The sequence below is a fragment of the Levilactobacillus brevis genome (assembly GCA_021383565.1).
Classification (GTDB): Bacteria; Bacillota; Bacilli; order Lactobacillales; family Lactobacillaceae; genus Levilactobacillus; species Levilactobacillus brevis_B.
Map to the genome: position 1 here is coordinate 1,626,268 of CP079699.1, position 12,288 is coordinate 1,638,555.

The window sequence follows — 12,288 nt, forward strand, 5'->3', positions numbered from 1 at the left end:
ACCTCGTACTTTAGGCGATTGCGTGGGAAAAGTAAATGGATATGCTGGGGTTGCGATGGTGAGCAGCGTTTTTAGACACCTTACTCTAGTTAAACTCAAACACTAACCTCAAGCTCACGACAACTGAATTCCCATCAATAGCAAGACTTGCTTACACATTGACTTAACACTAGATATTCGCCGCGTCAGCGTATTGCCGCTAATTTGACTGTCCTGAGGAACCTCCTGCATTTCCTTTTGGATAGTCTTTTTGAGCGCGTCCAAATCCAATTGATGATTATCCAAAAGGGCTTCCAGGACAACTCTTGAGGAGGGATGAGCGGCCATTGCTTGTAACAATATGTCATTCTTATTGGCTGTACTTGCCGAATTGAGCGCCTTCCCCTCACTGGTGACGACAATTCCAGTCTGTGGCAGTTTGTCAACAAAACCAAAATAGCCGAGCCAGTTCAAATAATAATTATATTGGCGACTATCGTACTTAAACGTATCCACAAAGGCTTCCGGACCACTTCTCGGCGTTTGTTCTTCATTCACCAAAACATTTTCCGAAGAACCACTTAAAAAGTCGAGATAATCCAACGCAATCTGCAAGTTATTGGCTTGCAGAAAGCTCACGGTCTTGCCATTCGAATAAATCGGATACTGCGTGAGCACCTCAGTCTGCTTGATTAATGCCCTAGCGCGTCTAGTCGCCTCATCGCTATTATACTTGGCCTTATCCGCTGCCGTTTCAATTGAAAACACATTGTGCGGATCATCAGATAACCTAAATTTATACTGGCGATGAATCTTTATTGAGTTCATATTCTTCAGATCGGTGAAGCGATAAACCGTGAAGATATAGACATCTTTCGTCTTCACAAAATAACACACGTAAGTATCTTTTTTTTCATGTAACCGCTGCATGGTCTGCTCGATTAGCAATCGCGGAATAAACAGCTGACGAATGTTAAAGTCCTTGGGAAACTTCATCTTACTCTCAACGACTAGCACCGTTTCATTGGACTCGTAAACGCCGTCAATTTCCGCTTGCCAAGTATGGATGCTCAAGGGGATCGGGACAGCCTTATTCACCACATTATCGATGTTAAACGCGACGTTGTGCACATTATTTTTACCACTTAGGGTAGCAATGACTTCACGATTATGGCTGTTTAAATCATGAAAAATATAAGTCAGCATCTTCGTAATCTCTGCCACCGTCTGTGCGTTTGGTTCAGTCGTAATTTTGCCAAAATCTAAACTGGCCATTTTCATAGGACTCGCCATCGGAATGACGGGAACCGCTTGATTCACCAGTGGGTAATACATATTAAACGGTGCAATTCTATATTGCTTACCGCCTATTGGCATAATTTGAAGCCGGTATTCTTTAAAGATATTAGGGCCTGTTCTCAAACTATTTCAATAGAATCATGATGGCGCAGATGTATATGGTGGACAAGAAGCTGGTAGCTAGCTTATCGTAGCGTGTTGCGAAGCGTCTAAAGTTCTTCATTTGATTAAAAAAGTCTTCAATCAGGTGACGTTCACAGTAGGTGAAATAATCACAGTCCCAAGGATCTTTGGCATTCTCTTTTGGCGGAATGGTATAGGTCCCATGGGCTGATGTAATTTGGTCTCTTAGCTTTTCGGCACCATATGCTTTATCCGCAATCACGTTTACGTTAGTCAAATCAACAGTTTCAAGTAGTTCAGGTGCCGCAATACTATCGTGTACCTGACCACCTGAAAGCAAGAATTTTAGTGGGTTGCCCAGTCCATCTACTAACGCATGAACCTTGGTGGTAAGGCCACCTCGGCTTCGTCCTATGAATTGGTTGAACTCTGCATTGACTGCGTTTTTTTAGCACCGGTAGCTTTTTGATGAACCCGAATACTGGTTGAATCTAAGCTGATGTTCTCCATGTCTGGATCTTGAGAAAGTTCTTCAAACATTTTTAGAAACAGACCGGAATTTGACCAACGTTGAAATCGGCTGTAAATTGCCTTCCAGTGACCGTAGCGCTCGGGAACGTCACGCCATGCCGCTCCGCTTCGCATCAGCCAGAGAATACCATTGAAAGCCGTTCGGTTATCAATGGTGGCTGGTCGACCGGTACGATAGGCTGGAAACATTGGTTCAATGCGGTTCCACTGTTCGTCAGTTAGTTCATAGCGCTTTGGTATAGTCATGATGTACTCCAATCCGTTTTTGATGGAGTATACCAGAAATCAATGTTTAGGAACAGACCCTAGGCAAATCTGCAGAGAAATCAAATTTCAAAATGTTTCGATTGTCTGGTGCCTTTTCATCCGGATACCTAGCGTGCCATTGACTGGCGATAGCATTGTCACGCATCATCTTATCGACATTAATATCATAATACCCAGTTTCTTCAATCTGATGCACAATGTCATAAGCTTCAAACAAGATCTCCCAAGCCTTACTGGGTTTATTATTTCGCTTATCGTAGCTTTCCAGCTTGTGCTTTTTCAGTGTTAATACCTGACCCATGTTCTCCCCCCTGTCAAAAACGCTTAGATTGCGTCATCTTCTAATATCCTATCATTTTTTTAGGACCGGAAACAATCGTCATGCGATTAATTCCATCACCATCCCCGACACATTTAATCAAAAAAGAATATCCGTTCGCCTGACACCCCAACCTCAGCGAGCTTATACTTTAGACTACCAATCTACTTTCCAGGAGGTCGCCTATGATTCAACCCTACTATCGCAACGATTTGATTCAATTATATGCCGGTGACTCTCTTCAATTAATCCCTAGCATGATAAAAGAAAGTATAGACGTCATCATTGCCGATCCGCCCTATTTCTTATCCAACGGCGGTTTCACCAACAGTGGGGGTAATAAAGTCAGCGTTAACAAGGGAAATTGGGACGAGATCAATGACAAATATCCCTCGTCCGAAGCGTTTAACGCTCTATTCCTAAAAGAAGCCCAAAGAGTTCTTAAACCTACTGGCACTATCTGGATTTTTGGTAGTCTACACAACATTTATGAGGTCGGCTATCTTCTGAAAAAATACGACTATCGTCTTCTAAACAACATTACTTGGCAAAAATTAAATCCCCCACCCAATCTGAGTTGTCGGATGTTCACCCACTCGACTGAAACCATCCTCTGGGCCCGGAAGTTTCCAAAAGTTCCACATTTTTTCAATTACAATCTCATGCGTCACTATAATCAAGGGAAACAAATGAAAGATGTCTGGTCTACGCCCGTTATCCAACAATCTGAACGAAGATTTGGTCGACATCCCACGCAAAAGCCAATCAGCATTATTAAACGAATGATTGAGGCTTCTACTACTGAGGGCATGACCATCCTAGACCCCTTCGTCGGTAGCGGTACAACTGCCGTCGCTTGTCAGTCTTTAAAAAGATACTGTATCGGCATCGACAGCTCACCAGAATACTTAGCAATCGCGAAAAGAAGGCTGGAAAACCAACAGCATCATTAACTTTTAGTAACAGTTTCTGAAGGATAAAACAAAATCCTCCTTGAACGTCACACTGAATTGTCTTCAGCATTTGCGTTCAAAGAGGACTTACGTCGAAAAAAACTATTGTTTAGCGTCGCGATAATCGTAATTCATGACCAAGACTTCATCAACTTTGCCGCGTCCCTTAGCGTTAGAATTTATGGCCCGGTTCGCGTGAACAATCTGGGTCGTCTCCTGATAATCAGCATATAAGTCGTGGATAAACTCAACCGAAGAATTTGAAAGCATCACGTAGACACCTCGTTCATCCAACGCCTTAAAGGTCGCGTATAATCGCCGTTGATCATCGTCATTGAAGCCATTCAACGTGTAGCTCACGAAGCTGGATTTATCGTCAACCACCGGCGCATACGGCGGGTCAAAGTACACGAAATCCCCTTTTTTAGCCGTCGCGACGGCTGCCGCAAAGTCACCATTCATGATCTCAGTGTTACTGGATTCTAGGTACTGGCTAACAGCTCTCAAAACTTCCGCGTTTACGATGGCCGGATGCTTATATTTACCGTAGGGCACATTGATTTGATTTTTTTTATTCACCCTATAAAGGCCATTAAATCCCGTTTTATTTAAGTAAATGAATCTCGCAGCTAGCTCAACGTTTGATTTCTCATTAATTAAATCCGAGCGATCCCAACTTCTCAATTCATAGTAATAATCACTAGAGTTATGTTCCTCATGTATTTTCAGAAGTTGAATCAGAGCCTCAACGTCATCTCTAACAACCTTGTAAGTATTAATTAAGCTAGCGTTAAAGTCATTGATCGTCGTCTTTTTATTTTGAATCGCTAAAAAGACTGCTCCCCCACCCACAAAGGGTTCATAGTAATCGTTAAAATCAGTGGGTAAATATTTTTCTATCTCTGGGAGTAACTGTCGCTTACCACCCGCCCATTTTAAAAATGGTTTGACCATGTCATTGTTACGTTTTCCCATAAAATCACACTTTCAGTATATGAACTCAGTCCGCCGCGAGAACATAAGTTCCCTACACTAGTCTCCATTAAATGTTATCGAAATTACGATCCTAAGTCAACGGCTTAATTAAATTAAGGCTATCGATGTGAAACAAAAACACCAAGATAAAATGAAAACTCTTGGTGCTTCTAAATTATTGGTATTTTTTGATAGCTACGTGAATGTTCTGGCGCCGATAATATTTACGTTTGTTGTACAGAATGCTTCATTACCCAATCTCAATATCCCCTGCTTTGGATAATTCTAGTGCTAACCGTAAGTTCAAGCTTGTCTGCGGATTCTTAACAGATTGACCTAGAATCTTTTCACACTGCTTAATTCGATATTTAATCGTATTACGATGAAGATACAAGGTATTAGCCGTTTTAGTAATTTCACAATTGTAATCCAGATAATATTGCAGTGTCTTTCGTAAATCAATCGTTGACGGATCTGTTGGATAGGCTAAATCTTTCAAGACCTTTTCACAGTAGTAGTGAATATCTTCATCGTTAGCTCCCTCAAACAGACTAATCAACCCTCGCGGATGATAGTAGTTCAACATATCCGGTTCTTCCTGCTGTTTAACCTCGTCTAAAGCTAGCTTGGCTTCAACATACGAGCTCGATATTTCCTCAATTTCATCATATGGATTACCAAAGGAGAAACTCAAATTAATCCCCAATTCGGTTTTTAAACTGGTAATTAGTGTTTTAACCGTTCGCTCAAAACTAACTTCTTTGGACTGAAATAGCAATGCAATATCGTTACTATTTTTCACTTTAAAAGCGACCACATCACGAATTTTAAGTGGGAGTTGTTCTTGTAACCAATTATTAGCGACTTCAGATTCTTCTTTACGATAAAAAATCTGATTTTCACTTTTCTCATTCGGCACACAATAAACCAAAGCAATCCGATAATAGTCGCTCTTAACTAAACCATAGTTCTCGCCTAAATCAATCCAATCACGATTTTCATTACTTTGTTCCGTTTTAGCTTTAATTAACTGGGATAAGAAGTCACTCTTCATAATATCAAAAAATTCCTGAACCTTTTGATTTTTATATAGCACAAACGTTAAGACCAGCACCGCTTGCTCAATTGCAAATTCCGAAATTGGATATGGAATTTGTTCTGGTCTAAGCACTAATAAGTAATACGGAAAGTAATTGGAGACCTTAACTGGATAACCGAGCACCTGAATTTTTTCACCTCGGATGTCCTTAATCAGGATAGTACTTTTACCCTCGTTAATCTTCTCGTAATGCTGAGTGGTTAGCTGTTCCGCATAAAATGAGGCCGGATGATCGGATTCAGAAAAAAATTGAGAGCTTCCAATTACCTTATGCCAAGGGTTTAACATGATGACTGGTGCATTGATAATCTTACCCAATTCAGCAACGAATCGCCCATTGCTGACATCATGCATTAATAAGTTGGAGAAGCTTTTTTGAATATCTAACGCGTATGTAAGCTGTTCCGTTTTGCTATCCCATAAGTAGCTTTGCATCTGGTATAACAGGCCACCCAGCGGCTGAGTGCTGGGAATTTTAATCAAAGGGAGGTTGATCTCGGTCGCGTAATCAATCACAGCCTGATCAATCTCCTCAATAAACCGTCCCACTTTAATTCCTAACGCCGCAACTTGATGATCAACTAGCGACGCCAAAAATGGCTTCAATTTCTCCTGACCATTCCGAAAAACCATTGCCGTAGTCAAGATAATGACGTGTTCCGGAATAAAATTAGCAACATCGGGGGTTTCGGTAATTTCAACGCTTTCAACCGGTCGTTCTAAATCTTTGTGAATTGAAAGAACTTCCAGATCAGAAAAGCGAGGTAAGTTTAGTAACTCTTTGAGTGTGCTCACTTTAGTTAGCCTCCTTAAATAAAAGTTAGCGCTTTCATCCACCTAATTAAAACATATTTAGCTAAAATAGACAAATACCATTAATTTATGGTGCAGAGTATGCAATGAATTTCTTGTGAATCTCCTTATAATTGTCACTGTAAGCGTTTACATATATGGTGAAATTGGAGGACTTATCATGGACAAAGTTACAGAAAAATCAGGTATGGCCTATTGGAAGAAGATTGTCATCTTACTCTGTGCCGGCTGGATTACCATTTGGATTTACCGTTCTGCCCTTGCGCCGGTCTACCCCCAAATCCGCTCATCACTTGGCGGTGGGGTGTCCGACACCGCACTTGGTTCCATCTCTAGTTTTTATTTCTTAGGTTATGTCATTATGCAGATTCCCGCGGGCTTCTTAGTCGATAAGATTGGGAAAAAACGCGTATTGATTCCCGGATTCATCTTATTTGCCATCGCAGCCTTGATCGTTGCCCTGGCTGGCTCCATCCAGATGATCTACGTTGGGTCAGTTTTAGCCGGGCTTGGCTGTGGTTCCTTCTACGGTTCTGCCTACTCACTGACTTCACAAAACATCCCCGCCAACAAAAAAAGCTTCTCTACGGCCATCGTGAACAGTGGTTCCGCCGTAGGTTCAGGCCTTGGGATGATTCTTTCCAGTTTTCTGGTTGCCCAACAAGGCATGCCGTGGCAAACAATGATGTACATCACAATCGTCATGATTATCTGCATGGTCATTGCATTCCAAGCTATTATTAAGAGTAACAAAGACGATATCGTCAACATTCAAGCCGCCGAGGAAGCTACCAAGGCCGCTGAAGAAGAAGCGCCCAAAGTTAAAGAAAAGGTTTCTCTGGGGACCTTGTTCCAACCTAAGATGCTCTTCGCCTATATTTTATATTTCGCAACTTGCTATGCCTACTACATGATTGTCACTTGGCTACCAAACTTTCTCGCCACTGAACGAGGGTTCCACGGTGCCGCTATTGGTTTCTCCTCATCACTAGTAGCCTTCGCTTCTATCCCCGGCGCCCTGTTCTTCAGTAAATTAGCCGATAAATACTTAAACAAGAAGATTCAGTTCATCGTTGTTCTAGAATTACTTTCCGCGGCTATGTTACTGTTGACCGTTCAGGCAACTACCTCCGCCTTCCTGCTGACCGCCCTCATTCTTTACGGATTCTTGGGCAAGCTAGCTGTGGAACCCATCATCATTTCCTGGTTGGGGGAAAATGCGCCGGCCGTCGGTGTCGGTACAACGCTGGGCGTCTTCAATTTCTTCGGGATGATGTCATCCATCATTGCCCCTGCCTTAACCGGGAGTATTTCCGACGCTACCGGATCAAAAGTGCTCGGTTTCTACATTGCCATTATTCTCTTGGCGGTTGGAACGGTGCTCTTCTTACTGGCCAACTTACGTAAGAAACAAGCGCAAGCCTAACCCTATCTGTAAGTTCTCCACTGAAACGTTCATTATCAACCCTGCCTAAACACCTAAGCACCCCTAATCGTTGCCACTCACTGCCAGATTGTTCCAGCGATCGTGAGTGGTAGCGACTAGGGGTGCTTAGGTGCTTGAATTGGAGGTCCTCAGCGTGCTCAAAAAACTTAGTTCTATCTTCATCTTTGCCTGCTGTGGTAGTCTCTTAAGGTTCGGCCTGACTGCAATGACCAACCACCACCTGACCACCATTTTACTCATCAATGTCATTGGGTCTTTTCTCCTGGCCTTCATATCAAAAACACTACCCACGCTAATTCCGCTCTCTGAGGCCGTCATGGCCGGTCTAACCGTTGGCCTCGTTGGGAGCTTCACCACCTTTTCAACCTTCTCTATGGATGTCGTCAGCCTACTCCAGCAAGGGGCCATGGGACTCGCTCTAACCTATTGGCTGGCCAGCCTCTTACTGGGCTGTAGTGCCACCGTTCTTGGCTTTCGCTCTAGTTCTCGAATCTCCGAAAGGGCGTGATAGGATGCTGACGATCTTGTACATCTGTCTAGCCGGTGGCTGCGGTGCTCTAGCCCGTTTTACCGTGGGTTATATGACCGATCGACTCTTGCCACCCACACACTTCCCCGTTGCAACCGTCTCCATCAACATTCTTGGGTCAGGCCTTCTGGGAATCACCACTGGCTTATTAGCCCCCACCGCCCTCCTCTTTCAAGTCGCCAGTGGCTTTCTGGGCGGCTTCTCCACGTTTTCAACCTTTACCAATGACTTTATTAAGCTCATCGACCATCGGCCCGTGACGGCCATGAGTTACTTAGTCTTATCCGCAACTCTAGGGGTAGTCAGTGCTTTTGTAGGGTATGAACTGGTCGCTTAAACTAAAGTTTGTCAGAATCGTAACGATTTAGGGACACTTAAAATTCGCAGGTTCGGTGCGGTTTACCGCATGCGAAAAGAAGCAGCGGTCGCCTTGCTAACGACCGATAAAGCTGCTTCTTTTTATTTACAATGGCGATAATGATTAAATCATCAGTGAAAGCGTTGTCCTTGCTTTACCGACAGCGTATAATATGGGTAACCGCAAGTCTAGTGTGGTGTCGTGTGAGGGAGCAGTGGTGACTGCTCCCTTTTGTGTTGGCTAAATTATCTGTGCCCCTCCATCGACCCGATAACTATTTTGACACCGAATCGGCCACCACATTAACCGCCAAGACTGCCAATACGATAGTTGTCGCTATTCAGAGACGCTTCTGCTATGCTCGATGTACTCGTGAAATCTAAGCAGGAAGAAGCCCCATACTACTGTTATTTTTAGACACTACCGACTTGTCACTCTACCATCCCTTGAGTTGCCGGCTTTCCTACATCCAGCACCGGCATTTCGCACAAAAACAGGACCAACTCATGTCTGAGCCGGTCCTGTAAAAAACTATTCTCTAATCATAATATGAAGGTGGTGTTAATTAGTTAACGATGTGTAATGGTTCCTGCCCCTGATCAACCCGTACGGTGTTCTTAGCAACGATAGCGGCCATGGCGTCCCGCGCTTCAACGGTGGCGTTCCCCACGTGCGGCGTCAAGATAACATTATCGAGTGCTTTGAAGCCATCATCAACGTTTGGTTCCGCTTCATAAACATCCAGCGCTGCGCCGGCCAATTCGCCAGCCTTCAGAGCTTCGAGCAGAGCCGCCTCATCAATCACGGGTCCCCGAGCGGCATTAATCAAGTAAGCAGATGATTTCATCTGTTTAAACTGTGGTGCACCAATCATGTGATGCGTCTGGTCATTCAATGGGCAGTGCAAGCTCAAGACGTCACTCGTTTTAATCAATTCTTCCAAACTGACAAACTTAGCGTCAAACTGTGCCTCCACTTCTGGATCAAGCCGGGTCCGTTGCGAGTAGATGATGTTCATATCAAATGCCTTCATCCGCTTAGCAACGGCTTGTCCAATCTGCCCCATTCCGACAATTCCCAAAGTCTTGCCAGAGAGTTCATGGCCCAAGAAGAAGAGTGGCGACCAACCATCAAATCCCTTGGTTCGCATCAACTTATCACCTTCGACCATCCGATGCGCTAACGTAATCATCAGGCCCGTCGTGACCTCAGCGGTTGATACCGTTGAGACTTCTGGCGTATTGGTAACCGGAATTCCTTTTTGCCGAGCATAGGCGGCATCAATGTTATTGAAGCCTGCACCATAGTTGGCAATAATCTTCAGGTTAGGATCGGCATCGATCACGTCGCGATCAACCTGCGTCGACAATGGCGTAATCAAGTAATCCTTTCCCACAATCCGTTTCACCAATTCTTCTTTCGTGATTAATCCACTGCCCGTATAGACATCGATCTCCAGTCCAGCCTCTTTCAGAATCGCCAGAGCGGACTGTGGAATTGCTGCAGTTACTAAAACACTAGCCATGAATGTCACTCCTTTTGCAAGATTTGGGTTTACAACTCTATTGTATACGTTTTCATCAAACGATGCACTGCCGGTTTATTGCGCAGTGTAACCTCCGTCAACCACGAATTCTGACCCTGTCGCGAACTTGGATTCGTCCGAAGCCAAGTATACGCAAATCCACGCGATGTCGTTCGGCTCACCGATATGCCCCATTGGCGTCTTGGTCCGATCAGACATGGCAGCTTCAGCGCCAGGTAAATCGTCGACCAGCGGCGTCTTGATGTAGCCAGGGTGCACGGTGTTCACACGAACGTCATAGTCCTTTAACGCGCAGTCCACAGCTGCTGACTTAGACATAATCCGCACGCCACCCTTGGACGCATTGTAAGCCCCCAAGTTAGGGTCACCAACAAAACCTTCGATTGAAGACATATTGATGATGGAAGCGCCTAAGTGTTTGTTCTTCATCCGTTGAATACCCAGTCGCGTCCCGTAGAAGACACCGTCTAGGTTGACCGCCAATTGTTGTTTCCATTCTTCGGTGGTGGTGTTTTCAATGCTCTTGTTAACGGCCATCCCCGCATTGTTCACAATCGTCGTAACGGGGCCAAAGGCTTTTTCAGTCGCATCAAATAAATCAAGCCAGCCTTGTTCGTCAGTTGCGTCGTGTTGGAAAAATTGAATAACATCTGGCCCGCCAATACTCTTAGCGGCTTTCTCCCCCACATCAGCGTGACGACCGGTAATCATGACCTTGCCGCCTTCTTCAACGAACTTGTCGGCAACAGCTAAACCAATGCCCAAAGTTCCACCCGTAACAATCGCAACTTTTCCATCTAAACGATGACTCATAACGTTCGACCTCCAGAATTATAGTGTGGTTGTAACAACTTTCACAATGAGTTGCGGCGAAAGTCGAGCTATCACGTCACTTCTGACGTGGTAGTTCGACTAGCCTATCCGATAACGTTGGTGTTCAAAGTCTAAAAAACTTTGGCCGTTATCGTTAGGGTATCCTCTGGCAATCACAAAGCTACTCAAAGGGTCGCCTTGTTCGGCAGTTCATTGCGTAAGGATTGCCGCAACTCTCACGGTACCGTTTAATCCATCAATCAATCTCTAAAGCTAAGCACTGTTGTTGCCTTAAGTATAGCTAATCCGCGTCCCTGCCTTGCCCTGTAAGGCTAAGTCGGCTTCATCTAAGGAGCAGATGATCGCTGTTCGTCCGGTTTTGGCAAACGCAATCGCGGCTTCAATCTTAGGTCCCATACTCCCGGCGGCAAATTGCCCGTCGTCGAGATACTTCTGGGTTTCCTTGACGCAAACATTCTCTAGTTTCTTTTGGTTTGGCTTTCCATAATTGATATAAACATTATTGACATCGGTCAGAATCATGAAGATATCGGCATTGACTTGTTCCGCTAATTTCCGACCGGTTCGATCCTTATCAATCACAGCTTCCAAACCTTGCAGTAAACCATCCTCAGTTTGGTAAACCGGGATACCGCCGCCACCACCGGCAATGACGATGATGTTTTGTTCCAACAAATGGTTAATCGAATCAACCCCGTGGATCATCGCGGGCATTGGTGACGGAACCACGCGCCGGTAACCCCGACCCGCATCTTCCTTCATGATCCAACCCTTGTCGGCTTTTAGCTTATCAGCTTCCTCTTTAGTGTAGAACACGCCGATCGGCTTGCTTGGGTCCTTAAAGGCTGGGTCGTCACGGTCAACTTCAACTTCGGTCAACAAGGTTGCCACGTTCGCTGAAGATTGATTCTGCCGTAGTGTGTTCTTTAAGCTCTGCTCCAACATATAGCCAATAAAGCCTTGCGACTCACCGTTACAAGCATCCAGCGGGAGTGCTGGTACCGTATGCTTAGCCAATTCATTTTGTTGGAGAATATTCCCAACTTGCGGACCGTTACCATGCGTCAACACAATTTCGTAGTCCATGGCTTCAATCTTCGCGATCTGTTCCGCACTTTTCTGAACATTTTCCATTTGAACTTCAAATGTTGGGTCTTGCTTAGGTTGGAGAATCGCGTTACCACCAACCGCGATAACAACTCTTTTAGCCATTGGG

At 44.6% G+C, this 12,288-nt stretch carries 11 protein-coding genes and 1 pseudogene; 4 read left to right on the forward strand and 8 right to left on the reverse strand.

Annotation, left to right across the window (positions count from 1 at the left end):
- Nucleotides 1-114: 114 nt before the first annotated feature.
- The 3 genes and pseudogenes from KB236_07675 to KB236_07685 all read right to left on the reverse strand — a co-directional run bounded on the left by KB236_07675 (nt 115) and on the right by KB236_07685 (nt 2,500).
- Complete coding sequence (locus tag KB236_07675) at nt 115-1,356, reverse strand: hypothetical protein (GenBank protein UIF28426.1); 1,242 nt, start codon at nt 1,354-1,356, stop codon at nt 115-117.
- Between the two features lie 46 nt (nt 1,357-1,402).
- A pseudogene (locus tag KB236_07680) lies at nt 1,403-2,178 on the reverse strand (IS5 family transposase).
- A 46-nt stretch (nt 2,179-2,224) separates the two neighbouring features.
- Nucleotides 2,225-2,500 carry a hypothetical protein gene (locus KB236_07685; GenBank protein UIF28427.1) on the reverse strand — a complete coding sequence of 92 codons (276 nt, stop codon included), beginning with the start codon at nt 2,498-2,500 and terminating at the stop codon, nt 2,225-2,227.
- A gap of 203 nt (nt 2,501-2,703) precedes the next feature.
- On the opposite strand from KB236_07685, the gene KB236_07690 reads away from it, so the two are divergent.
- On the forward strand, nt 2,704-3,471 hold the full coding sequence (locus KB236_07690; GenBank protein ID UIF28428.1) for a site-specific DNA-methyltransferase: 768 nt from the start codon (nt 2,704-2,706) through the stop codon (nt 3,469-3,471).
- Between the two features lie 102 nt (nt 3,472-3,573).
- Here KB236_07690 and KB236_07695 read toward each other — a convergent pair whose 3' ends face one another.
- Entirely contained in the window at nt 3,574-4,446 is an 873-nt protein-coding gene (locus KB236_07695; GenBank protein ID UIF28429.1) for a DNA adenine methylase, read from the reverse strand.
- A gap of 250 nt (nt 4,447-4,696) precedes the next feature.
- Nucleotides 4,697-6,340: a PucR family transcriptional regulator ligand-binding domain-containing protein gene (locus tag KB236_07700; protein UIF28430.1), complete on the reverse strand. Its 1,644-nt coding sequence runs from the start codon at nt 6,338-6,340 to the stop codon at nt 4,697-4,699.
- Nucleotides 6,341-6,518: 178 nt separating this feature from the next.
- Between KB236_07700 and KB236_07705 the strand changes: the two genes are divergently transcribed.
- The 3 genes from KB236_07705 (at nt 6,519) to KB236_07715 (ending at nt 8,671) form a co-directional block, all read left to right on the forward strand.
- On the forward strand, nt 6,519-7,784 hold the full coding sequence (locus tag KB236_07705) for an MFS transporter (protein UIF28431.1): 1,266 nt from the start codon (nt 6,519-6,521) through the stop codon (nt 7,782-7,784).
- Between the two features lie 154 nt (nt 7,785-7,938).
- Nucleotides 7,939-8,313 (forward strand): CrcB family protein, encoded by a 375-nt coding sequence (locus tag KB236_07710; protein UIF28432.1) that lies wholly within the window; start codon nt 7,939-7,941, stop codon nt 8,311-8,313.
- A gap of 4 nt (nt 8,314-8,317) precedes the next feature.
- Nucleotides 8,318-8,671 (forward strand): CrcB family protein, encoded by a 354-nt coding sequence (locus KB236_07715; protein UIF28433.1) that lies wholly within the window; start codon nt 8,318-8,320, stop codon nt 8,669-8,671.
- 586 nt (nt 8,672-9,257) lie between these two features.
- On the opposite strand, the gene KB236_07720 is transcribed toward KB236_07715, so the two are convergent.
- From KB236_07720 to arcC, 3 genes are all read right to left on the reverse strand, one after another.
- Nucleotides 9,258-10,217: a 2-hydroxyacid dehydrogenase family protein gene (locus KB236_07720; GenBank protein ID UIF28434.1), complete on the reverse strand. Its 960-nt coding sequence runs from the start codon at nt 10,215-10,217 to the stop codon at nt 9,258-9,260.
- Nucleotides 10,218-10,292: 75 nt separating this feature from the next.
- Nucleotides 10,293-11,051 (reverse strand): glucose 1-dehydrogenase, encoded by a 759-nt coding sequence (locus KB236_07725; GenBank protein ID UIF28435.1) that lies wholly within the window; start codon nt 11,049-11,051, stop codon nt 10,293-10,295.
- A gap of 291 nt (nt 11,052-11,342) precedes the next feature.
- The gene (gene arcC, locus KB236_07730; protein ID UIF28436.1) at nt 11,343-12,284 is read right to left on the reverse strand and encodes a carbamate kinase; all 942 of its coding nucleotides are present in this window, start codon (nt 12,282-12,284) and stop codon (nt 11,343-11,345) included.
- Between the last annotated feature and the right edge of the window lie 4 nt (nt 12,285-12,288).

Bases quoted from the DNA above. Each gene is read 5' to 3' on its own strand.
- KB236_07675 (UIF28426.1), bottom strand. From the start codon at position 1,356: ATGCCAATAGGCGGTAAGCAATATAGAATTGCACCGTTTAATATGTAT.
- KB236_07685 (UIF28427.1), bottom strand. From the start codon at position 2,500: ATGGGTCAGGTATTAACACTGAAAAAGCACAAGCTGGAAAGCTACGAT.
- KB236_07690 (UIF28428.1), top strand. From the start codon at position 2,704: ATGATTCAACCCTACTATCGCAACGATTTGATTCAATTATATGCCGGT.
- KB236_07695 (UIF28429.1), bottom strand. From the start codon at position 4,446: ATGGGAAAACGTAACAATGACATGGTCAAACCATTTTTAAAATGGGCG.
- KB236_07705 (UIF28431.1), top strand. From the start codon at position 6,519: ATGGACAAAGTTACAGAAAAATCAGGTATGGCCTATTGGAAGAAGATT.
- KB236_07715 (UIF28433.1), top strand. From the start codon at position 8,318: ATGCTGACGATCTTGTACATCTGTCTAGCCGGTGGCTGCGGTGCTCTA.
- KB236_07720 (UIF28434.1), bottom strand. From the start codon at position 10,217: ATGGCTAGTGTTTTAGTAACTGCAGCAATTCCACAGTCCGCTCTGGCG.
- KB236_07725 (UIF28435.1), bottom strand. From the start codon at position 11,051: ATGAGTCATCGTTTAGATGGAAAAGTTGCGATTGTTACGGGTGGAACT.
- arcC (UIF28436.1), bottom strand. From the start codon at position 12,284: ATGGCTAAAAGAGTTGTTATCGCGGTTGGTGGTAACGCGATTCTCCAA.